Annotated in this window: 18 protein-coding genes and 1 rRNA gene; 11 read left to right on the forward strand and 8 right to left on the reverse strand. The window is 72.6% G+C overall.

Features of this window, described 5'->3' with window-relative positions; all coding sequences use genetic code 11:
* A 5S ribosomal RNA gene (rrf, locus tag ACH5AO_RS02775) occupies positions 1–95 on the forward strand; the annotation flags it as partial.
* 115 nt (positions 96–210) lie between these two features.
* Here the strand turns inward: rrf and ACH5AO_RS02780 are convergent.
* Genes ACH5AO_RS02780 through ACH5AO_RS02800 form a run of 5 tightly spaced genes read right to left on the reverse strand, consistent with a single transcriptional unit; the run spans position 211 to position 5,833 of the window.
* On the reverse strand, positions 211–1,521 hold the full coding sequence (locus tag ACH5AO_RS02780; protein ID WP_398921094.1) for a DUF58 domain-containing protein: 1,311 nt from the start codon (positions 1,519–1,521) through the stop codon (positions 211–213).
* Positions 1,521–2,510: an AAA family ATPase gene (locus ACH5AO_RS02785; protein WP_398921096.1), complete on the reverse strand. Its 990-nt coding sequence runs from the start codon at positions 2,508–2,510 to the stop codon at positions 1,521–1,523. The genes ACH5AO_RS02780 and ACH5AO_RS02785 overlap by 1 nt, the downstream gene beginning before the upstream one ends.
* Positions 2,510–3,712 carry a DUF4350 domain-containing protein gene (locus tag ACH5AO_RS02790; RefSeq protein WP_398921098.1) on the reverse strand — a complete coding sequence of 401 codons (1,203 nt, stop codon included), beginning with the start codon at positions 3,710–3,712 and terminating at the stop codon, positions 2,510–2,512. Before ACH5AO_RS02790 ends, ACH5AO_RS02785 begins: the two co-directional genes overlap by 1 nt.
* Complete coding sequence (locus tag ACH5AO_RS02795; RefSeq protein WP_398921100.1) at positions 3,709–4,467, reverse strand: DUF4129 domain-containing protein; 759 nt, start codon at positions 4,465–4,467, stop codon at positions 3,709–3,711. The genes ACH5AO_RS02790 and ACH5AO_RS02795 overlap by 4 nt, the downstream gene beginning before the upstream one ends.
* A gap of 4 nt (positions 4,468–4,471) precedes the next feature.
* Positions 4,472–5,833: a glycerophosphoryl diester phosphodiesterase membrane domain-containing protein gene (locus ACH5AO_RS02800; RefSeq protein WP_398921101.1), complete on the reverse strand. Its 1,362-nt coding sequence runs from the start codon at positions 5,831–5,833 to the stop codon at positions 4,472–4,474.
* A gap of 137 nt (positions 5,834–5,970) precedes the next feature.
* Between ACH5AO_RS02800 and mtnA the strand changes: the two genes are divergently transcribed.
* The 7 genes from mtnA to ACH5AO_RS02835 all read left to right on the forward strand — a co-directional run bounded on the left by mtnA (position 5,971) and on the right by ACH5AO_RS02835 (position 14,881).
* On the forward strand, positions 5,971–7,119 hold the full coding sequence (mtnA, locus tag ACH5AO_RS02805; protein ID WP_398921103.1) for an S-methyl-5-thioribose-1-phosphate isomerase: 1,149 nt from the start codon (positions 5,971–5,973) through the stop codon (positions 7,117–7,119).
* A gap of 4 nt (positions 7,120–7,123) precedes the next feature.
* Positions 7,124–7,813, forward strand: coding sequence for a two-component system response regulator MtrA (mtrA, locus tag ACH5AO_RS02810; RefSeq protein ID WP_199822190.1), 690 nt, complete (start codon positions 7,124–7,126; stop codon positions 7,811–7,813).
* 1 nt (position 7,814) lies between these two features.
* Positions 7,815–10,160 carry an MtrAB system histidine kinase MtrB gene (gene mtrB, locus ACH5AO_RS02815; RefSeq protein ID WP_398921105.1) on the forward strand — a complete coding sequence of 782 codons (2,346 nt, stop codon included), beginning with the start codon at positions 7,815–7,817 and terminating at the stop codon, positions 10,158–10,160.
* Positions 10,120–11,958, forward strand: a complete 1,839-nt coding sequence (locus ACH5AO_RS02820) for an LpqB family beta-propeller domain-containing protein (protein ID WP_398921107.1) — start codon at positions 10,120–10,122, stop codon at positions 11,956–11,958. The genes mtrB and ACH5AO_RS02820 overlap by 41 nt, the downstream gene beginning before the upstream one ends.
* A 76-nt stretch (positions 11,959–12,034) precedes the next feature.
* Positions 12,035–12,928, forward strand: coding sequence for a ComF family protein (locus tag ACH5AO_RS02825; RefSeq protein ID WP_398921109.1), 894 nt, complete (start codon positions 12,035–12,037; stop codon positions 12,926–12,928).
* 311 nt (positions 12,929–13,239) lie between these two features.
* Complete coding sequence (gene hpf / locus ACH5AO_RS02830; protein WP_398781603.1) at positions 13,240–13,932, forward strand: ribosome hibernation-promoting factor, HPF/YfiA family; 693 nt, start codon at positions 13,240–13,242, stop codon at positions 13,930–13,932.
* 202 nt (positions 13,933–14,134) lie between these two features.
* Positions 14,135–14,881, forward strand: coding sequence for a response regulator (locus ACH5AO_RS02835; RefSeq protein ID WP_398921111.1), 747 nt, complete (start codon positions 14,135–14,137; stop codon positions 14,879–14,881).
* 12 nt (positions 14,882–14,893) lie between these two features.
* Here the strand turns inward: ACH5AO_RS02835 and ACH5AO_RS02840 are convergent, their stop codons facing one another.
* Positions 14,894–16,081, reverse strand: coding sequence for a winged helix-turn-helix domain-containing protein (locus tag ACH5AO_RS02840; protein ID WP_398921113.1), 1,188 nt, complete (start codon positions 16,079–16,081; stop codon positions 14,894–14,896).
* Between the two features lie 49 nt (positions 16,082–16,130).
* Positions 16,131–16,700, reverse strand: a complete 570-nt coding sequence (locus ACH5AO_RS02845) for a GNAT family N-acetyltransferase (RefSeq protein WP_398921115.1) — start codon at positions 16,698–16,700, stop codon at positions 16,131–16,133.
* Between the two features lie 279 nt (positions 16,701–16,979).
* Between ACH5AO_RS02845 and secA the strand changes: the two genes are divergently transcribed.
* Entirely contained in the window at positions 16,980–19,826 is a 2,847-nt protein-coding gene (gene secA, locus ACH5AO_RS02850) for a preprotein translocase subunit SecA (RefSeq protein WP_398921117.1), read from the forward strand.
* Between the two features lie 88 nt (positions 19,827–19,914).
* On the opposite strand, the gene ACH5AO_RS02855 is transcribed toward secA, so the two are convergent.
* The gene (locus ACH5AO_RS02855; RefSeq protein ID WP_398921119.1) at positions 19,915–21,021 is read right to left on the reverse strand and encodes an Rv3235 family protein; all 1,107 of its coding nucleotides are present in this window, start codon (positions 21,019–21,021) and stop codon (positions 19,915–19,917) included.
* 309 nt (positions 21,022–21,330) lie between these two features.
* Here ACH5AO_RS02855 and ACH5AO_RS02860 point away from each other — a divergent pair, with 309 nt between their 5' ends.
* Positions 21,331–21,837: a DUF6912 family protein gene (locus ACH5AO_RS02860; RefSeq protein ID WP_398921121.1), complete on the forward strand. Its 507-nt coding sequence runs from the start codon at positions 21,331–21,333 to the stop codon at positions 21,835–21,837.
* 46 nt (positions 21,838–21,883) lie between these two features.
* Positions 21,884–22,552 (forward strand): HAD family hydrolase, encoded by a 669-nt coding sequence (locus ACH5AO_RS02865; protein WP_398921122.1) that lies wholly within the window; start codon positions 21,884–21,886, stop codon positions 22,550–22,552.
* The last annotated feature ends 76 nt before the right edge of the window (positions 22,553–22,628 follow it).

Genomic DNA, 22,628 nt, shown 5'->3' on the forward strand with positions numbered 1-22,628 from the left:
AAACGCCCGGTTACATTCCGAACCCGGAAGCTAAGCCTTACAGCGCCGATGGTACTGCAGGGGGGACCCTGTGGGAGAGTAGGACGCCGCCGAACAATCTTTATAGAAAGCCCCGTGCCCTTCGGCGCGGGGCTTTCTGCGTTTCAGGGGCAACGGGCCCTCGAAAAGAGGCAGCGGACCCTTGAAATCTCGACCCGCCGCCCCTGTGAATCACAGACGTCCAGCCGCCTTCAAAGCCAGATACGCGTCCGCGAGTGCCGGCGCCAATTCTTCCGGAGTCGCGTCCACGACCGTGACGCCACGGCGGCGGAGTTGCTCCGAGGTGCGCTCGCGTTCCGTGTGAGCCTGGGCTGCCGCCGCTGCCTCGTACACCGCGTCGGTGTTTCCGCGGGCCCTGGCCATCCTGGCGATGTGCGGGTCCGCCACCGAGGCAAGGACAACCGTGTGGCGCTGGGTCAGCTGGGCCAGAACCGGCAGCAGACCCTCCTCGATGGGAGCGGCGTCCAGGGTCGTGAGCAGCACGATCAATGACCGACGGGACGCCGTACGGAGTGCCGTCGCCGTCAGACCCCGGGCGTCGGTTTCGACGAGCTCGGGTTCCAGGGTGGCCATGGCGTTGACGAGAGACGGAAGCACGTCGCCCGCCGTACGGCCCTGGACGAGGGCGCGCAGGCGACGGTCGTAGGCCAGGAGGTCGACACGGTCGCCGGCGCGGGAGGCGAGAGCCCCGAGGAGCAGGGCCGCGTCCATGGAAGCGTCCAGGCGGGGAGCGTCACCGACACGGCCCGCGGAAGTGCGGCCGGTGTCGAGGACCAGCAGGATGTGACGGTCACGCTCGGGACGCCAGGTGCGTACCGCGACCGCGGACTGGCGGGCGGTGGCACGCCAGTCGATGGAGCGGGTGTCGTCGCCGGGAACGTACTCGCGCAGGCTGTCGAACTCCGTCCCCTCACCTCGGGTCAGGACGCTCGTGCGGCCGTCCAGCTCGCGCAGCCGGGCCAGTTTGGACGGCAGGTGTTTGCGGCTGGTGAAGGGCGGGAGGACGCGTACCGCCCAGGGGACCTTGTGGGTGCCCTGGCGGGCGAAGAGGCCGAGGGGGCCGTAGGAGCGGATGGTGACGCGGTCGGCGTGGCGGTCGCCGCGGCGGGTGGGGCGCAGGCGGGTCGTGACGCGCCGGCGTTCACCCGGGGGGATCGTCAGGCGGTGACGGGAAGCCGTCACCTCCGTGCCGGGCCGCCAGCTGCTGGGGGGCCAGGCGTCGCGGACGCGGGCGCGCAGCGGACGGCCGGACGAGTTGGTGATCGTCAGGGTGACGTCGGCGGTGTCGCCCAGGCGTACCGAGGTGTCGCCGGAGCGGGTCAGGCCGAGGCGGCGCACGGGGGCGGCCAGGGCGAAGTCGCAGGCGCAGGCCACCGCCAGCGGGGCGTTGACGGCGAGGATGCCCGTCCAGCCGGGTTCCCAGATGCCGACCGGTAGGGAGCCGAGGGCCGCGAGCAGGGCGGCGCGTCCGGTGAGGGCCATCAACGGGGGACGGGGACGTGGGCGAGGATCGCGTTGATGACCGAGTCGGTCGTCACGCCTTCCATCTCGGCCTCCGGGCGGAGCTGGACGCGGTGGCGGAGCGTGGGCAGGGCGAGGGCCTTCACGTCGTCGGGGATGACGTAGTCGCGGCCGGTCAGCCAGGCCCACGCGCGGGCGGTGGACAGGAGCGCGGTGGCCCCGCGCGGGGAGACGCCGAGGGTGAGGGACGGCGACTCGCGGGTGGCGCGGCAGATGTCCACGACGTAGGCGGTGATCTCGGGGGAGACCGCCATTTCGGCGACCGCGCGGCGGGCGGCTTCCAGATCGGAGGCGTTCGCGACGGGACGTACGCCGGCGGCGCTCAGGTCGCGCGGGTCGAAGCCCTGGGTGTGGCGGGTGAGGACGTCGATCTCGTCCTGGCGGGAGGGCAGGGGGACGGTCAGTTTGAGGAGGAAGCGGTCCAGCTGGGCTTCGGGGAGGGGGTAGGTGCCCTCGTACTCGACCGGGTTCTGGGTCGCGGCGACCAGGAAGGGGTCGGGCAGGGGGCGGGGGGCGCCGTCGACCGTGACCTGGCGTTCCTCCATGGCCTCCAGGAGGGAGGACTGGGTCTTCGGGGGTGTGCGGTTGATCTCGTCCGCGAGGAGGAGGTTGGTGAAGACCGGGCCGGGCTGGAAGGAGAACTCGGCGGTGCGGGCGTCGTAGACCAGGGAGCCGGTGATGTCGCTCGGCATCAGGTCGGGGGTGAACTGGACGCGTTTAGTGTCGAGTTCGAGGGCGGCGGCCAAGGCGCGGACGAGGAGGGTCTTGGCGACGCCGGGAACACCTTCGAGGAGGACATGGCCGCGGCAGAGCAGGGCGACGACGAGGCCGGTCACCGCGGGGTCCTGGCCGACCACGGCCTTGGCGATCTCGGCGCGCAGGGCCTCCAGGGAGGCCCGGGCGGCGGCCGGGTCCCCGGTGTGCGCGGCGTTGTCAGTGGTCGGGTCCATCATGGACGGCGTACCTCTCTTTCGAGGGCGTCGAGGTGGTCGGCGAGCTGGATGAGTGCGGCGTCGTCGCCCGGAGGCGGGCCGAAGAGGAGGGTGTGCAGGGACTGTCCGTCGCCCCGGAGGTGGGTGGACAGCGCGGGGAGCAGGGCCTCGGGCGCGTGTGCCTGGGAGACGGGGATGCCTACGAGGGGGGCGAGGCGCGTGCGGGTGGCGGAGCGAAGAGCGGTGGCCGCGCGGTCGCGGGCGTTCGCCTTGCGGTAGAGGCGGGCGCGGCCTTCGACGGTTTCGGAGGCGCGGATCGCCACGGGGAGTTTCTCGGGCACCAGGGGGCCGAGCCGGCGTGCCCGCCACAGGGCGGCCAGGGCTGCCGCGATGAAGAGTTGCAGGGTGCCCCACAGCCAGCCGGAGGGGAGCAGGTCGAAGAAGCCGCGCTCGCCCTCCTCGGAGGTGGCGGAGGCGTCGGCGAGCGAGGGGAGGTACCAGACCAGATGGGGGTGGGAGCCGAGGAGTTGGAGGGCGAGCGAGGCGTTGCCGTGCTCGTCGAGGCGGTCGTTGAGGAGGATGTCGGGTGCGCCGAGGAGGACGGTGTCGCCGTCGCTGTCGCCGGAGGGGTCCGGGATGCGCAGCAGGGTGGCGAGGCGCTCGCTGGGGTAGCACTCGTCGGCGGTGAGGTGGGTGGTCGTGTAGCGGATGCCGCCCAGGTCGGCGGTGCCCGCGCGGCGGGCGGCGGGCAGGTCGCAGTCGGGGGAGAGGGTGGAGTCGAGACTGGTGGCCGGGTCGGCGGTGACGCCGGGGGCGAGCCGTTCGACGGAGGCGCTGCCGGCGGAGACCAGGACGGTGCGGCCGCCGGATCCGGCGGTGGCGGAGCGCAGCCGGGACTGCTGAGGTGCGGTCAGCAGGTCGGGGACGGCGACCAGGAGGGTCGTTTCCGGGCCGGCCGCGGCGGTGGCCTCGTCGAGGGTGGTGACCACGCGGGTGTTCACGCCGCGGTCGGCGAGGAGTTCGGCGACGGCGCGGCTGCCGTAGGGGTCGGCGGAGCGCGGGTCGAGTTCGCCGTGCCGGGCGTCGGAGCGGACCACGGCGATGGCGACGGCCGCCGCGAGCAGCAGTACCAGCGCCAGGGCGATGCCTCGTGCGCGGGTCCACACCTGGCGTGCGGTGGGCGAGGCCGAGGTGGGCGGAAGCGTGACCTCGGTCGTCATCCGGCGGCTCCCCGGCGGGTGTCAGTGTCCGTGCTGTGGGTGCTGCCGCCGCTGGTCGTGAGCTGTGGTGTGGCGCGTTCCAGGTCGTGGTCGAGTTCGGCGAGCCGGCGGTACGACTGCTCCGTGGCGGCCCGGCCGCCGTATGTGACGTCGTCGAAGGCGCGTGCGGCGGTGTGCAGCCGGGCGGCGTGGGCGGGCAGGGCGCGGCCGGCCTCCGCGGCGGCCTCGTCGGCGGTGCGGCCGGGGCGGAGGTCGAGCAGGGCGCGTTCCTCCAGGGCGCGGACGACGGCCCGCATGCGTTCCTGGACGGCCTGGTTCCAGTGGCCCTGGGCGGCGTGCGCCTCGGCGGCCGCGCGGTGTTCGGCGGCGCTGCGGGGACGGTCGTCGAACAGGGCGGGGGCCGAGGTCGGCCCGCGGCGCGGGGTGCCCAGGCGCCACCACAGGGCGCCCAGGACGGCGATCACGGCCACGATGACGACGATCAGGCCGAGTGCGCCGCCGGGCGTCGCGGTGGAGGCGGCGCCGAACAGCTTGCCGACCCATTCCCAGAAGGCGTCGAGGCCCTGCTGGAACCAGCTGGGATCGTTCTCGTGGTACATGCCCTTGGACAGCTCACGCCGGGCCGCCTCCCGCGCGGGGTCGCGCGGGAGGGTGACGGGCGGCTCGTCGCCGCCGCGCGGCAGCAGGTGCACGGCTGTGCCGGCGGCCGCGGGCAGCGCCTGTACGGATGTGAGAACTCCCCCCGTGACGGTCACGCCATCAGCTCCCCGGGGTGGTGCCGGGGCCGTAGCCCTGGACGCCTGCGGCGCGGGCCAGTTCGAGGTCGAGGGCCTCGCGGCGGATGCGCTGGTCGACGTAGAGGAGCACGGTGACGCCGGCCGTGATCGGGAACGTGATCATGGATCCGATGACCGAGCCGATGCCGCTGACGATGAGGAACGTCCAGCCGATGTCGCCGCCGGCGCTGTTGAGGAAGCCGGTGACGCCGTCCCCGCTGAGGGCCGAGGCGAGGAAGGTGAACGGAATGACGATGATCGACGCGACGACGTTCGCGATGATCGTCGCGAGCAACTGGATGCCGAAGACCCGCCACCAGGAGCCGCGCACCAGTTTGGCGGAGCGGCTCATCGCCTTCACGATGCCCTGCTTCTCCAGCATCAGCGTCGGCGAGGCCAGCGACAGGCGGATCATGAGCCACAGGGTGACGACCGTGGCGCCGACCAGACCCAGGACGGTGAGCGCGATGCCCGCGTCGCTGCCCGCGGCGAGGGTGACGAGGAAGCCGGGCAGCGCGCCGACGGCCATGACGCCGACGGTGATGAGCAGCAGGAGACAGATCAGGCCGAACAGCTTGACGATCTGCGGGCGGGCGTCACGCCAGGCCTCGCCGGTGGTGACCGGTTTGCCGAGTACCGCGCGGCTGGTGACGGTCGTGAGCAGGGCGGTGGCGGCGACGGTGCCGATCAGGGTGACCAGGAAGACCACGCCGGAGTTGAGCAGGGCGTCGCCCATGGCGTCGGTCAGTTCGCCGAGGGTGGCGCTGGGGTCGTTGAGGACCGCGGTGCTGGAGGTGTCCAGGGCGAGGCCCTGGAGCAGCACGACGACGATCTCGGTGAGGACGGCGACGGTCAGCGAGATGCCGAGGACCGTGCGCCAGTGGGTGCGCATGGTGGAGACGGCGCCGTCGAGGATCTCGCCCACGCCGAGCGGGCGGAGCGGGATGACGCCGGGCTTGGCCGCGGGCGGGGGGCCTCCCCAGCCGCCGCCCCAGTTGCCTCCCCAGCCGCTGTAGCCGCCGTAGCCGCCGGGGCCTGTGTGGCCGCCGCCGTGACCGCCGGGCGGCGGGGCGCCCCAGCCCGGGCCGGGCTGCGGGGGCGGGGGAGCCTGGCCGGGGCCCGTGGGGCCGGCCGGGCCGGCGGGCGCGGACCACTGGCCGGGTGGTGGCTGTTCCTTCGACCACTTCACGCCCGGGTCCCGGGGAGCCTGGCCGGGCTGCCGGGGCTGGTCGGCGGCGTGCTGGGGGCCTGGACGGTCGGCGGGCTCGGCAGGGCCGGACGCACCCGGCTCCTGTCCTTCGGACGGGGCGGATCCGGGCGAGGCCCAGCCCGGAGTGTCGTTCATCGTCGCTCCTTCACGGTGCCCGTCCGCGGTCGCGGCGGCTTGGCTGCCATCGTGCCATGGGGTGGTCGCCGACCGACCTGCCGAGGTGAGGGCTGCGTACCTTCAATTGTCCGCGCGACAGGGGGCAGACTGGCGGCATGGCTGATCAGTACGCGCACAGCGGCGACAACACACGGCCGACCGATGTTCCGGCACTGCGCTGGGAAGAGCCACCCGAAGGTCCCGTCCTGGTCCTGCTCGACCAGACGAGGCTGCCTGCCGAGGAGGTCGAACTCGTCTGTACGGACGCGCCGGCGCTGGTGGAGGCGATCCGCTCGCTCGCGGTGCGCGGTGCCCCTCTGCTGGGCATCGCGGGAGCCTACGGCGTCGCGCTCGCCGCCGTACGGGGCTACGACGTGGACGACGCGGCGTCGGCGCTGGAGAGCGCCCGGCCCACCGCGGTGAACCTCGCCGTCGGCGTGCGCCGCGCGCACTCCGCCCACCGGGCCGTCCTCGCCCGCGGCGGGGACGCCCGGCAGGCGGCCGGGGCCGCGCTGGCCGCGGCACGGCAGCTGCACCGGGAGGACGCCGAGGCCAGTGCCCGGATGGCCGAGCACGGGCTGGCGCTCCTCGACGAGCTGCTGCCCGGCGGCCGGCACCGGATCCTCACGCACTGCAACACCGGTTCGCTGGTGTCCGGCGGTGAGGGGACGGCGTTCGCGGTGGCGCTGGCGGCGCACCGGGCGGGACGGCTTCGGCGCCTGTGGGTGGACGAAACGCGTCCGTTGCTGCAAGGTGCTCGCCTGACGGCGTACGAGGCGGCCCGCAGCGGCATGGCGTACACCCTGCTCACCGACAACGCGGCGGGATCGCTGTTCGCGGCGGGCGAGGTGGACGCGGTGCTCGTCGGCGCGGACCGCATCGCGGCCGACGGATCGGTGGCGAACAAGGTGGGGAGCTATCCGCTCGCGGTGCTCGCGCGGTACCACCATGTGCCGTTCATCGTGGTGGCACCGGTGACGACGGTGGACCCGGGGACGCCGAACGGGGCGTCCATCGAGGTCGAGCAGCGTCCTGGGCACGAGGTGACGGAGGTCACGGCACCACAGGTGCCGGTGGCCGGAACGGAAGCGGGAGGGGGGATCCCGGTGGCGCCCCTGGGGACCCAGGCGTACAACCCGGCGTTCGACGTGACGCCACCGGAGCTGGTGACGGCGATCGTCACCGAAGAGGGTGCCGTTTCGCCCGTGACCGCCGGGGCTCTGGCCGCGCTGTGTGCCAGGTCACGCCAGGTCACGATGAGCTAATGGGATGATGTCGTTTATGAAGGGACGAGTCCTTGTCGTCGACGACGACAGCGCACTGGCCGAGATGCTCGGCATCGTGCTGCGCGGTGAAGGTTTTGAGCCGTCTTTCGTAGCCGACGGCGACAAGGCGCTGGCCGCTTTCCGTGAGGCCAAGCCCGATCTTGTACTCCTGGACCTGATGCTGCCCGGCCGGGACGGCATCGAGGTGTGCCGCCTGATCAGGGCGGAGTCCGGGGTGCCGATCGTGATGCTCACGGCGAAGAGCGACACCGTCGACGTCGTGGTGGGCCTGGAGTCCGGGGCCGACGACTACATCGTGAAGCCGTTCAAGCCGAAGGAGCTGGTGGCCCGTATCCGGGCGCGGCTGCGCAGGTCGGAGGAGCCGACGCCGGAACAGCTCGCCATCGGTGACCTGGTGATCGACGTGGCCGGGCACTCCGTGAAGCGGGACGGGCAGTCGATCGCGCTGACGCCGCTGGAGTTCGACCTGCTGGTCGCGCTCGCCCGCAAACCGTGGCAGGTGTTCACGCGCGAGGTGCTCCTCGAACAGGTCTGGGGCTACCGCCACGCGGCGGACACCCGGCTGGTGAACGTGCACGTGCAGCGGCTGCGCTCCAAGGTCGAGAAGGACCCGGAGAAGCCGGAGATCGTGGTGACCGTCCGTGGTGTCGGATACAAGGCAGGACCGAGCTGACGTGCCCGGGGACAGTGCCGCTTCGGCGCCCGGCCGGTCCGGGGGCCGTCCGGGGCGGCCTGTCGGCCGGAAGGCTCCGGGCTCCCGCTGGGGGCGCCTGCTCGACAGCGGACTGCTGCGGGGCGGGGTCCAGGGCAGTCCGGTGATCCGGTTGTTCGTGCGCTGGGTGCGCCGGCCGCTGCTGCCCGTCATGCGGCTGTGGCGGCGCAACATCCAGCTCAAGGTCGTCGTCACCACGCTGCTGATGTCGCTGGGCGTGGTCCTGCTGCTGGGCTTCGTCGTCATCGGCCAGGTGCGCAACGGTCTGCTGGACGCCAAGGTGAAGGCGTCGCAGAGCCAGGCCACCGGCGGATTCGCGGTGGCCAAGCAGCAGGCCGAGGAGGCCGTGAGCGTCACGGGCGGCGACGGCACCGCGGTGGACGGCCGTCCCTCACAGAGCGTCATCCAGTGGATGAGCGACCTGGTGGAGTCGCTCTCCAGCGGTGGACAGGGCGCCTTCGACGTGGTGACCCTGCCCGCGGGCTACGAGAGCGGCAGCGGGCGCGGACCGCGCGCCTCCGGTGAGGTCAACCCGACGGCGAGCGTGCCGGCGGAGCTGCGGGAGAGGATCGACACCAGCGCGTCGGCGGCCCAGAGCTACACGCGCATCGTCTACGGCACCAAGAAGGAGTCCCAGCCCGGCCTGGTCATCGGCAAGCAGGTCAACGACCCCAACGGCGACCCGTACCAGCTGTACTACCTCTTCCCCCTCACCCAGGAGGAGAAGTCGCTGAGCCTGGTCAAGGGCACCTTGGCGACCGCCGGGCTGTTCGTCGTCGTACTCCTCGGGGCGATCGCCTGGCTCGTGGTGCGCCAGGTCGTCACGCCGGTGCGGATGGCGGCCGGGATCGCCGAGCGGCTCTCCGCCGGGCGGCTGCAGGAACGGATGAAGGTCACCGGCGAGGACGACATCGCGCGGCTCGGCGAGGCGTTCAACAAGATGGCGCAGAACCTCCAGCTGAAGATCAACCAGCTCGAGGACCTGTCGCGGATGCAGCGCCGGTTCGTGTCGGACGTGTCGCACGAGCTGCGGACGCCGCTGACGACCGTACGGATGGCCGCGGACGTCATCCACGAGGCGCGCGAGGACTTCGACCCGGTGACCGCGCGGTCGGCGGAGCTGCTCGCCGACCAGATCGACCGGTTCGAGTCACTGCTCGCGGACCTGCTGGAGATCAGCCGGTTCGACGCGGGCGCGGCGGCGCTGGAGGCGGAGCCGATCGACCTGCGCGAGGTCGTGCGGCGGGTGGTCAGCGGGGCGGAGCCGCTCGCCGAGCGCAAGGGCACGCGGATCAGGACCGTCGGCGACCAGCAGCCCGTCGTCGCCGAGGCCGACGCGCGGCGCGTGGAGCGGGTGCTGCGCAACCTGGTCGTCAACGCGGTGGAGCACGGCGAGGGCAGGGACGTCGTCGTCAAGCTCGCCGCGGCCGGCGGGGCGGTGGCGGTGGCGGTGCGCGACTACGGCGTCGGGCTCAAGCCCGGAGAGGCGACCCGGGTCTTCAGCCGCTTCTGGCGGGCCGACCCGGCACGCGCGCGCACCACCGGCGGTACGGGGCTGGGGCTGTCCATCGCCCTGGAGGACGCGCGGCTGCACGGCGGCTGGCTCCAGGCGTGGGGCGAGCCGGGCGGCGGCTCGCAGTTCCGGCTGACGCTGCCCAGGACCGCGGACGAGCCGCTGAGGGGGTCGCCGATACCGCTGGAGCCCAAGGACGCGCGGCGCGACCGCGGACCGGACGCCGCCGGTCCGCCGCGCGGCGACGGGGACGACGGGAAGCACGCGATGGTGTCGGCGCGGCAGGCGGGTACCGACGGGCCGGCGCGGGATCCGTTCGCGCTGCGGCCGGCGGCCGCAGCCCCGACGGCCGACCCCACCGCGCTGCCCGGCAACGGCGCACGCGTGGTGGCCCGGCCCGCCCCACCGGCACGGACGGGCGGCACACGGACGACCCCGGGGGCGCGGAGCACGGCCGCGGACGGCGGCGACGGGTTCCCGGAGACCGGCGGCGGTTCCGGAGGACGGACGGACGACGGACGCGACGGGGGCATGGAGGTTTCCGCCGCGAGCGGCGACGTCGCGGGCCGGGAGGCGTGGGCCGGGCACGGTGGCTCCGTGCGGGAGCCGGACGCCGGCGGTGGCAGGGACTCGGGGGCGTCGGCCGCGGGGAGCGGCGACGGCCCGGGGCCGGATACGGCCGGTGGTCACGGCCGGGAGCCGGAGCGCGGGGCCGGGGCGGCCGGTGACGAGGACGGTCGGAGGGTGGCGCGGAATGCGGACAGGGACGGGGAGGCTTCGCGTGGGCGGCGGTGAACGCGGCCGGGGGACACCGGTGCGGGCGGTGGCGTACGCCGCCGGTGGGGTCGTTCTGCTGGCCGGGTGCGCCTCGATGCCCGACAGCGGGGACCTGAGGGGTGTGGAGTCGACGCCGCGGCAGGACGCGCAGGTGCGGGTGTTCGCCATGCCGCCCAGTGAGGACGCCACCCCCACGCAGATCGTGCAGGGCTTCCTGGAGGCGCTGACCAGTGACGACCCCGACTACAAGACCGCGCGCCAGTACCTGACCCGGGAGGCGGCGAAGACCTGGAAGCCGGAGCTGTCCACCACCGTGCTGGCGAACGGGCCGGGTGCCCAGGCCGACAGCCCGGACCGGCGGGACACCGGCTCCCTGTCCTACACGCTGACCGGGACCAAGGTCGCCACGGTGGACGCGCAGCAGTCGTACGCGCCGGCCACCGGGTCCTACGACGAGCTGGTGCACCTCACGAAGGACGCCAAGACCGAGCAGTGGCGCATCGACGCGGTGCCGCAGGGCGTCGTCATGGGCAAGTCGGACTTCCAGCGCAACTACATGTCCGTCAACAAGTACTACTTCGCGTCGGACGACGCGGGATCGCCGCCGATGACGGTCGCCGACCCCGTCTACGTGCGCAGTCACGTGGACCCCACGACCCAGATGGTGCGTTCCCTCATCGAAGGGCCCACGACCTGGCTGGAGCCCGCCGTCAGGACCGGCTTCCCCGCGGGGACGGCGTTGCGGAAGGGCGCCGGCCCGCTGACCCCGGACGATCGGGGCAGGCTGACCGTGCCGCTCAACGACAAGGCGGCCGAGGTCGGCACCGGCCGGTGCGAGGAGATGGCGGCCCAGCTGCTGTTCACGCTGCGCACGCTCAGCCCCGCCGTGGACGAGGTGGAGCTGCGGGCCGACGGCGGGCAGCTGTGCTCGCTCGCCCAGGAGGGCGCCGAGACCGTGGCCACCCGGGGCGCGCTGGACCGGCCCGACCACCTGTACTTCGTCGACGACGGCCACCGGCTCGTGCGGCTCGCCGCGGGCAGCAGCGACACCGAGCCCGCGCCGGTGCCCGGGGCGCTGGGCGAGGGCGAGGAGGAGCTGCGGTCGGTGGCGGTCGCCCGGGACGAGCGGACCGCGGCCGGGGTCGCCGCCGACGGCGGGTCGCTTTTCGTCTCCTCGCTGGTGACGGGGAGTTCCCTCGGCGAGCCCGTGCTGCGCAGCACGGGCAAGAGCGAGGAGGACAGGCTGACCACGCCCAGCTGGGACGCGCAGGGCGGACTCTGGGTGGCCGACAGCAACCCCGCCGACCCGCGGCTGTACCTCCTGGAGGAGGGCGAGGACGAGCCGGTCCAGGTGCGGACGCCGGGACTGGACGGCCGGGTGCGGGCGGTACGGGTGGCCGCGGACGGGGTGCGCATCGCGCTCGTCGTGGAGAAGGACGACCGGCGTTCCCTGATGGTCGGGCGGATCGACCGGAGCGGTGGGACGGACGAGCGGCCGGCGGTCACCGTGCTGGACCCGCGCTCCGCGACGCCGGAGCTGGAGCACGTCACGGCCATGTCCTGGGCCGGGGACAGCCGGCTCGTGGTGGTCGGACGCGAGCAGGGAGGCGTGGAGCAGATGAAGTACGTCGAGGTCGACGGTTCCACGCCGGACGTGCCGCCGCCCGCAGCCCTGACCGGGGTCAAGGCCGTCACCGCCTCCGAGGACGAACAGGTGCCGCTGATGGCCTACTCGGTGGACGGGATCGTACGGCTGCCCTCGGGGGCGCAGTGGCAGAAGGTGGCGGAGGGGACCGCGCCGGTCTATCCGGGGTGAGCCGGTCCGGCCGGGCCCGTCCCCCGGGTCGTCCACAGGGGTGGCCGGGTGCGGAGGGCGTTGGCACAGTGGTCCCATGCGGGACTGGTGGCAGGACCTCACCGACCTGGTGCTCCCGGCCGAGTGCGGCGGCTGCGGCAGACCTCGTACGGTGCTCTGCGCCCGGTGCCGTACGGAGCTGAGCGGGGCCGGGCCGTGCCGGGTGCGGCCGGTGCCCGAGCCTGCCGGGCTGCCGTCGGTGCACGCGGCGGCCCGGTACGCGGACGAGGTGCGCGCCACGCTGCTGGCGCACAAGGAGCGGGGTGCCCTGGCCCTCTCCGGGCCGCTCGGCGAGGCGCTGGCGGGAGCGGTGCGGGCAGGGCTGGGAGCGGTCCGTGCGCCGCGTGCGGGCGGCCGCCCGGTGCTGCTCGTCCCCGTGCCCTCCGCGCGGCGGGCGGTGCGGGCGCGCGGGCACGATCCCGCCCGGCGAATCGCGTACGCGGCGGCGGGTGAGCTGCGGCGGGCGGGGGTACCCGCACGAGTGCTCCCCGCACTGCGGCAGCGACGGGACGTGGCCGATCAGTCGGGGCTCGGCTCCCGGCAGCGGCTGGCCAATCTCGCGGGCGCGCTGACGGTGGCCCCGGGCTGTGGCCGGCTGCTCTCGGCGGGCCGGGTCGTCCTGGTCGACGACCTGATGACGACCGGGGCGTCGCTGGCCGAGGCCGCGCGTGCCGTGCGGGCGCGGTCGTGGGCCGGGCCGCCCGACCGGGACGTCGGATCGAGTATTCCGGGGCCCGCGTCCGTGTACTGGGGGGAGACGTGGGAAGGGAGAGGGGAACAGCGGGACGGACCAGCTCAACAGTGGGCGGGCCGGCGGTCCGGACGGTCGCCGGTCACGGCGGGCGCGGACAGCGCCGACGGGATCATCGACGGGATGTGCGCGGCCGTCGTCGCGGCGTCTCCGGACGCTTTCGAAATAAACCGGAACTGACTGAGAACGTGCGTCGTTGCAGGTAATGAGAGGACCAATTCAGCAGAATGGAGGTATGACGCGGTAGAGGGTGACGACATCCGTCCGGGCGAGATATGTTCGGTTGTGAGGGAAAGCCGCAGGCCACACCTCTCGAATCCGATTGCCGTGCTGCGGGTTTCTCATTGTCACCCGTGCCGGTGGAATGGAGATCTCGCCCATGGGGGAGGAGGTGGACGTCACCGAGTCCGAGGTTCCGGGCGTCACCGGAACCTGGTGCAAAAGGGAGACGCTCCGCACCGAGGCGGAGTGATCCGGGAACGGAGTTCTGCGTGGACATCGTCGTCAAGGGCCGCAAGACCGAGGTGCCCGAGCGGTTCCGGAAGCACGTGGCCGAGAAGCTGAACCTGGAGAAGATCCAGAAGCTCGATGGCAAGGTGATCAGCCTCGACGTCGAGGTGTCCAAGGAGCCCAACCCCCGACAGGCCGACCGCAGTGACCGGGTGGAGATCACGCTCCGCTCCCGCGGTCCGGTGATCCGGGCGGAGGCAGCGGCGAGCGATCCGTACGCGGCGCTCGACCTGGCAGCGGAGAAACTGGACGCCCGGCTGCGCAAGCAGCACGACAAGCGTTTCTCGCGGCGCGGTGCGCGCAGGATCTCGGCGGCCGAGGTCCCCGCCCACGTCCCGGGCGCGGCGACACTCAACGGGGCCGGTGCGGGCTCCGTCACGGAAGAGCGGGAAGCCGTCCCCACCAAGAAGATCGGCTCCCTGGAGGTCCAGGGCGAAGGACCCCTGATCGTCCGTGAGAAGACCCACGTGGCGGCGCCCATGACCCTCGATCAGGCTCTCTACGAGATGGAGCTGGTCGGGCACGACTTCTATCTGTTCATCGACTCCGAGACCAAGGAACCCAGCGTCGTCTACCGGCGGCACGCCTACGACTACGGTGTGATCCACCTCAGCACGGACACGATGGTCACCCAGACGCAGTCCCCCGAGGCGGGCGGGACGCTCGGCGGCTGACCCGCCGCGTGACGGCCGAGCCGGTGCCCCTGGTGCGCGCGTGCGCCCCCAGGGGCACCGGTGTGCGACCACTGGGCGCACGCACCGGCACTCCGGTGTCGACGGGGCATGGAATCATGGTGGCAGCGGCCCAATCGGTGGGCCGTTGCCTTGGGTTGGCGATGGTCAGGACCACAGGCCACAGCCTTCAGGGGGAGGAACGATGGCGGACAGCTTCGGACCGATGCGTGACGAGAGCGCCGACGACGGCGTCGTCGGCATGGGCCCGGACGCGGACACTCCACGCAAGGAGCCGATCAGAGTCCTTGTGGTGGACGACCACGCGCTGTTCCGCCGCGGACTGGAGATCGTGCTCAAGGCCGAGGAGGACATCCAGGTCATCGGCGAGGCGGGAGACGGCGCCGAGGCGGTGGAGAAGGCGGCCGACCTGCTGCCCGACATCGTCCTGATGGACGTGCGGATGCCCAAGCGGGGCGGGATCGAGGCGTGCACCTCCATCAAGGAGGTCGCCCCCAGCGCGAAGATCATCATGCTGACGATCAGCGACGAGGAGGCCGACCTCTACGACGCCATCAAGGCGGGCGCGACCGGTTATCTCCTCAAGGAGATCTCCACGGACGAGGTGGCCACCGCCATTCGCGCGGTGGCCGACGGACAGTCGCAGATCAGCCCGTCCATGGCGTCGAAACTGCTCACCGAGTTCAAGTCGATGATCCAGCGCACCGACGAGCGCCGGCTGGTGCCCGCGCCCCGGCTGACGGACCGTGAACTCGAAGTCCTCAAGCTGGTGGCCACGGGAATGAACAACCGCGACATCGCCAAGGAACTGTTCATCTCCGAGAACACCGTGAAGAACCACGTGCGCAACATCCTGGAGAAGCTCCAGCTGCATTCCAGGATGGAAGCAGTGGTCTACGCGATGCGGGAGAAGATCCTCGAGATCCGGTGACGGCGCCCCGCGTCAGGCCAGGGCCCGGGCGAGCTCCAGGGTGAGGGCCTCGCGCAGCTCCGGTGCGTCGACCCGCTCCACGCGCACGTCCGTGCAGTCCACCCAGCCCGCCGCCTCCACCAGGGCCTGGGCCACGGCGGGGACCGCCTTGCGGCCGTCCAGCGTGACCTGCTTGGCCACCAGCGTGCGGCCCTCACGGGCCGGGTCGACCCGGCCGACGAGCCGGCCGCCCGCGAGGACGGGCATCGCGAAGTAGCCGTGCACCCGCTTGGGCTTGGGCACGTAGGCCTCCAGACGGTGGGTGAAGCCGAAGATCCGTTCCGTGCGCGCCCGTTCCCAGATCAGGGAGTCGAACGGGGACAGCAGCGTCGTACGGTGCCGGCCGCGCGGCGGTGTCGCCAGGGCCGCGGGATCGGCCCAGGCGGGCTTGGACCAGCCCTCCACCGTGACCGGGACCAGGCCCGAGTCGCCGATCACCGCGTCGACCTGCTCTCCCCTGAGGCGGTGGTAGTCGGCGATGTCCGCGCGCGTCCCCACGCCGAGGGACCGGCCGGCCAGGCGGACCAGACGGCGCAGGCACTCGGCGTCGTCCAGCTCGTCGTGCAGCAGCTCCGCGGGGATCGCCCGCTCGGCGAGGTCGTAGACCCGCTTCCAGCCGCGGCGCTCGACGCACACCACCTCGCCGTACATCAGGGCGCGCTCGACGGCGACCTTGGTACCGGACCAGTCCCACCACTCGCTGGTGCGCTTGGCGCCGCCCAGCTCCGTGGCCGTCAGGGGGCCCTCCGCGCGCAGCTGCTTGATCACCTGGTCGTACACGCCGTCGGGGAGGTCGTGGCCCCAGTGCGGGCGGGCGCGGTAGGCGCGGCGGCGGAAGGCGAAGTGCGGCCACTCCTCGACGGGGAGGACGCACGCGGCGTGCGACCAGTACTCGAAGGCGTGCGGCGGCCGGGACGCCTGCTTCCAGTACGCCTCCTCCACGGTCCGGCGCCCCACGGCGCCCAGACGGGCGTACGGGATGAGCTCGTGGGAGCGGGCGAGGACGGAGATGGTGTCGAGCTGCACCGCACCCAGGTGGCGGAGGACGCCCCGGACACCCGAGCGGCGGTCCGGGGCGCCGAGGAACCCCTGGGCCCGCAGGACGATGCGGCGGGCCTCGTCTGCCGTCAGTTCCGTGGTGGGACGCGGAAGGGTCGTCATGCGTCCGAACGATAGGGGGCGCCACTGACATCGGCGGTGGGCCCGGGGGTCATCCCCGTCCGGGAACGTAGGGCGTCGTGGAGGGAAGTCCCAGGTCGGACGGGAGCAGGGAACCCACCCAGCCGTCCCGCAGCACTCCCTTGTTGCTGAGCGAGGAACGCAGGACGCCCTCGATGGTGAAGCCCGCGCGCTCCGCCACCGCGCGGGAGGCGGTGTTGCCCACCTCCGCGCGCCACTCCACGCGGTCGACCGACATCCGGGTGAAGGCCCAGCGGGAGGCGGCGAGGACGGCCTCGGTGATGTAGCCGTTGCCGCGGTGCTCCTTCGCGCACCAGAAGCCGATCTCGCCCGTCCCCAGGGAGCGCATGGTGATGCCGAGCATGCCCGTGAGCTCCCCGGTGGGCAGGAAGACGCCGAAGGTGAACATCGAACCGTCGGCCCAGCCGTCGGGCACGATCCGCTCCGTGAAACCCCGCGCGTGCTCGGGCAGGTACGGGGAGGGGATCGTGGTCCAGCGCCGGATGTCCGGGTCCTGGCAGATCGCGTACACGGCCTCGGTCTCCTGCGGGCCGACCGTGCGCAGCAGGAGGCGGTCGGTGGTGAGCGTGACGGGTTCCATCGGCCGATTCTGCGCGCGCGGGATGAACGGCGCCATCCCTTTCGCGGTGCGTGAGGGGGTGATCACCCTTCGCGGAATTCGACGGCGTGAGGCGGCACCATCCGGGCGGCCCGGACGTTGTCCTTTCCGAAGCAGCCGTGAAACGGACAGGAAGCAGCCGATGGTCACCCCGCGGCAGACCTCCCGGCGTGGCGGGGTCCTCGCATACGATGGCCGTTGCTCAGTCAGTGAAATGGAAACCGACCGTCCCAGGCCCGACCGGCAAGGAGACCAACCCCCGTGTCCGTCCTCTCGAAGATCATGCGTGCAGGCGAAGGCAAGATCCTGCGCAAGCTGCACCGCATCGCGGACCAGGTCAACTCCATCGAAGAGGACTTCGAAGGCCTCTCCGACGCCGAGCTGCGGGCCCTCACCGATGAGTACAAGCAGCGGTACGCCGACGGTGAGAGCCTGGACGACCTGCTCCCCGAGGCGTTCGCCACCGTCCGCGAGGCCGCCCGGCGCGTCCTGGGCCAGCGGCACTACGACGTCCAGATCATGGGCGGCGCCGCCCTGCACATGGGCTACGTGGCCGAGATGAAGACCGGTGAGGGCAAGACGCTCGTCGGCACCCTGCCCGCTTACCTGAACGCCCTGTCCGGTGAGGGCGTCCACATCATCACGGTCAACGACTACCTGGCCGAGCGCGACTCCGAGATGATGGGCCGCGTCCACCGCTTCCTCGGCCTGAGCGTCGGCTGCATCCTCGCCAACATGACGCCGGCCCAGCGCCGCGAGCAGTACGCCTGCGACATCACCTACGGCACGAACAACGAGTTCGGCTTCGACTACCTGCGCGACAACATGGCGTGGTCCAAGGAGGAGCTCGTCCAGCGCGGGCACAACTTCGCCATCGTCGACGAGGTCGACTCCATCCTCATCGACGAGGCCCGTACGCCGCTGATCATCTCCGGCCCGGCCGACCAGGCCACCAAGTGGTACGGCGACTTCGCCAAGCTGGTCAAGCGCCTCAAGCGCGGCGAGCCCGGCAACCCGCTCAAGGGCATCGAGGAGACCGGCGACTACGAGGTCGACGAGAAGAAGCGCACGGTCGCCATCCACGAGTCCGGTGTCGCCAAGGTCGAGGACTGGCTGGGCATCGACAACCTGTACGAGTCGGTGAACACCCCGCTGGTGGGCTACCTGAACAACGCCATCAAGGCCAAGGAGCTCTTCAAGAAGGACAAGGACTACGTCATCATCGATGACGAAGTCATGATCGTGGACGAGCACACCGGCCGTATCCTCGCCGGCCGCCGCTACAACGAGGGCATGCACCAGGCCATCGAGGCGAAGGAAGCGGTGCCGATCAAGGACGAGAACCAGACGCTCGCCACGATCACGCTGCAGAACTTCTTCCGCCTCTACAAGCGCCACGACCACGACGGCAAGGAGCAGCCGGGTCTGTCCGGCATGACCGGTACGGCGATGACCGAGGCCGCCGAGTTCCACCAGATCTACAAGCTCGGCGTGGTGCCCATCCCGACCAACCGGCCGATGATCCGCAAGGACCAGTCGGACCTGATCTACCGCACCGAGGTCGCCAAGTTCGAGGCGGTCGTCGACGACATCGAGGAGAAGCACCGCAAGGGCCAGCCGATCCTCGTCGGCACGACCTCGGTGGAGAAGTCCGAGTACCTCTCGCAGCAGCTCAGCAAGCGCGGCATCCAGCACGAGGTGCTGAACGCCAAGCACCACGAGCGGGAGGCGTCGATCGTCGCCCAGGCCGGCCGCAAGGGCAGTGTCACCGTGGCCACCAACATGGCCGGCCGTGGTACGGACATCAAGCTCGGCGGCAACCCCGAGGACCTCGCCGAGGCGGAGCTGCGCCAGCGCGGCCTCGACCCCGAGGAGCACATCGAGGAGTGGGCGCACGCCCTGCCCGAGGCCCTCGAGCGGGCCGAGGCGGCGGTCAAGGCCGAGAAGGAAGAGGTCGAGAGGATCGGCGGCCTGTACGTCCTCGGCACCGAGCGGCACGAGTCGCGGCGCATCGACAACCAGCTGCGCGGTCGTTCCGGCCGTCAGGGCGACCCGGGCGAGTCCCGCTTCTACCTCTCGCTCGGTGACGACCTGATGCGGCTGTTCAAGGCGCAGATGGTCGAGCGCGTGATGTCCATGGCGAACGTGCCGGACGACGTGCCGATCGAGAACAAGATGGTCACGCGCGCGATCGCGTCCGCGCAGTCGCAGGTGGAGACGCAGAACTTCGAGACGCGCAAGAACGTCCTGAAGTACGACGAGGTCCTCAACCGGCAGCGTGAGGTCATCTACGGCGAGCGGCGCCGTGTCCTGGAGGGCGAGGACCTGCAGGACCAGATCCAGCACTTCATGGACGACACGATCGACGCCTACGTCCGGGCGGAGACCGCCGAGGGCTTCCCCGAGGACTGGGACCTGGACCGGCTGTGGGGCGCGTTCAAGCAGCTGTACCCGGTGAGCGTCACCATCGAGGAGCTGGAGGAGGCGGCCGGTGACCGGGCCGGGCTGACGGCCGAGTTCATCTCCGAGTCCATCTCGGACGACATCCGCGCGCAGTACGAGGCCCGTGAGGCGCAGCTCGGTTCCGAGATCATGCGTGAGCTGGAGCGCCGGGTCGTGCTGTCGGTCCTGGACCGCAAGTGGCGCGAGCACCTCTACGAGATGGACTACCTCCAGGAGGGCATCGGCCTGCGCGCGATGGCGCAGAAGGACCCGCTGGTCGAGTACCAGCGCGAGGGCTTCGACATGTTCACCGCGATGATGGAGGGCATCAAGGAGGAGTCCGTCGGCTACCTGTTCAACCTGGAGGTCCAGGTCGAGCAGCAGGTCGAGGAGGTGCCGGTCGAGGAGGCCAAGCCGGTCGCCGACCTGGAGAAGAGGGACGCGGTGCCCGCGCAGGCGGGGCCCCGCCCGGAGATCCGCGCGAAGGGGCTCGACGCCCCGCAGCGGCGGAACCTGCACTTCTCCGCGCCGACGGTGGACGGTGAGGGCGGCACCGTCGAGGGCGACTTCGCCACCGACGACGAGCCGGTGCGCTCCGAGGCGGACGGCCTCACGCGCGCGGAGCGCCGCAAGCAGGCGAAGGGCGGGCGTCGCCGCAAGAAGTGAGCGTCGCTCCACGGGGAGCGGCTGTGAGCAGGCCGAGGGCCGGGCACCCCAGGGGTGCCCGGCCCTCGGGCGTTGCTCGCGCGGGTCCTCAGCGGGTGTGCGGGCGGGGGCCGCCCAGCTCCACCGCGGTGCAGCGCCAGCGCAGGTCCCGGCCCCGTTCCAGCCGGAAGGCCATGGCGCGCAGCCTGTCCCCGGCCCCGATCCGGGCGAACGCCTCGATGGCGCCCTCGCGGGGCTCGAACCAGCCGATGTCCCGTACGACGGGGCGGACACCCCGGGTGCGCAGGGGGCCGCGCTCGGCGAGCAGCACGAGCTCGTCGTAGGCCCGGCCGGCGGTGTGCCGCAGCATGGCGTGCACGGGGCGCTGGCCGCTGAGGACGGCGAGGAGCAGCTCGGCGAAACGGTCGGTGGGGCGGGGCTGGGGGACCGCGGGGCGGCGGGGGGCCTCGTGTGCCGTACCGGGGGCGTCCGGGGGCGAGAACCCGGCCGGGGGCCGGGCGGCAGCGGCGGGAACGGCCCGCGCGGCCCGGACGGAGGCCGCCTCGTCGGCGGACAGGGGCCTTCGGCGCCCGGTCGCGGGGACCGGGACGCCGGCGGGGCGTCGGCGTCGGCCCGTGAGGATCGGCGGGCGGTTGTCGGCGGGGCGGGTGGGGGCGGAGGCGGAGGACGGGCGGTCCTTCCCGCCGGGGGACGTGACGGTGACGGGGCCCCGGGTGGGGACGCGGGGCGGGGTGGTGCCGGTGGGGGAGGGGCGGCTTCCGTCGGGGGAGGGGACGCGTGTGGTCCTTCCTGCGGGTGTGCTGGAGGTGGGGGAGGGGCGGCTTCCGTCGAGGGAGGGGACGTGTGTGGTCCTTCCCGCGGGTGGGCGGGGTACGGCGGTGGTGGGGGAAGGGTGGCTTCCGTCGGGGGACGGGACGTGTGCGGTCCTTCCTGCGGGTGGGCGGGGTGTGCCAGCGGTGGGGGAGGGGCGGCCTTCGGCAGGGAAAGGGCGGCCTTCGGCAGGGGGCGTGGTGGGTGGGACGGTGCTGCCGGGGAGCGTGGTGGTGGACGGTCGGCCTTCGGCGGGGGAAGGGGCGGGGGTGGGCCTTTCCGCGGCCGGGCGGGGGGAAGCGGTGCCGCCGGGGCGGCGGGAGTCGCGGCGGATGGGGGGACGGGTGCCGGGGCGGTGCTGAGCCCGGGTCATGACCTTGTACATGGGACCCCGTTCGACGGGCCCGGGCCGGCCGGGGAGCCGGGTGATACCGGGCGGTAACTTCTCGTTCGGGGATCTTCTACGGGGCGGTGCGGCGCGACGGCAAGCAGGCGCAGGGCGGGCGGAGGCGGCGGGAAAGTTCACCTATCAGGGTGACGGCGGAGCCCTCGACGCCGTACCCGGGCGGACGCGCCGGGTGAATTCCCGGACGGAGGTGGACGCCGTCGAAGGCGCGGGCGGAGACCCGATGGGGGACGCCGCACGTATCCTGAAGGCCCCTTCGCAGCCCCGACCACACGAAAGCGGCCGACCATGCGCGTCTACGTCCCCCTGACCCTCCCCGGGCTCGCCGAGGCGTACCGGACGGGTGCGCTGGGCGGCGGGCCGCTCCTCGCGTACGCCGTGACGCCCGCGCTGCGCGAGTGGTACCTCTCCGACGACCTCGAGGAGCTGGAGTACGCCGCGCTCGGCCGCGCCGCGCTGGCCTCCCTGCGGCTGCTGGCGGCGGACGCTGGTGCGCCGCGGCGCCGGGTCGTGGTCGCCGTGGACGTGCCCGACGGCGCCGTCTCGACCGACCCCGACCGGAGTCTCGACCCGGCCGCCCTCGGCGAGGTGCGGGTCGCCGGCGGCGTACGGCTGTCCGAGGCGGCCGCGGTGCACGTGGACGCGGCGGACGCGGAGGCGGACGTGGCGGCCGCCGCGGACGCGCTGCCCGCGGCGGACGGCGGGGACGACGACGCGCGGTTCACGGTGGACGGGGCGGAGGACCACGAGCTGCTCTGGTACGCCACCCAGGAGATCCCCAACCTGGTGGGCTGACCCGCGGTTTCCCCGGATGTCAGTCCGGGCGGGTACGTTCTCGGGCATGGGGACGCACAAGGACGCGCACATCGTCTGGGACTGGAACGGCACGCTGTTCCACGACGTCGACGCGGTCATCGGGGCGACGAACGCCGCCTTCGCCGAGCTGGGCCTGGAACCGCTCACGCTGGAGCGGTACCGGGAGCTGTACTGCGTGCCGGTGCCCAAGTTCTACGAGCGGCTGATGGGGCGGCTGCCCAGCGCGGCCGAGTGGGAGCTGATGGACGCCACCTTCCACCGCCACTACACCGAGCACCACGTGCGGTGCGGGCTCGCCGAGGGCGCGGTGGAGCTGCTGGCGGAGTGGGCGTCGGCGGGACGCAGCCAGTCCATCCTCAGCCTGTACGGGCACGAGGACCTGGTCCCGCTGGTGCGGGGCTTCGGGATCGAGGCGCACTTCATACGGGTCGACGGACGGACCGGACCCTCCGGGGGCGGCAAGGCGGAGCACATGGTGCGCCACCTCCGCGCGCTGACCGGGGTGGACCCGGCGCGCACGGTGGTGATCGGCGACGCGGCCGACGACGCGCTGGCCGCCCGGCACGTGGGAGCGCGCGCCGTCCTGTACACCGGCGGCTCCCACGGCCGCGCCAGCCTGGAGGCGGTGGGCGTCCCGGTGGTGGACACCCTCCGGGAGGCCGTGGCGGAGGCGGAGCGCCTGGCGGCTTCCTGAGGCGCGCGCACTGTGCGGAACGTCAAAGTTCACGGCCTGGTTTTGTACACATACGGCTCATGACGGGGGGCCTGTG

Origin of the sequence: Streptomyces sp. NPDC018964, from assembly GCF_044390325.1 — a bacterium.
In the GTDB taxonomy this organism is placed as follows: domain Bacteria; phylum Actinomycetota; class Actinomycetes; order Streptomycetales; family Streptomycetaceae; genus Streptomyces.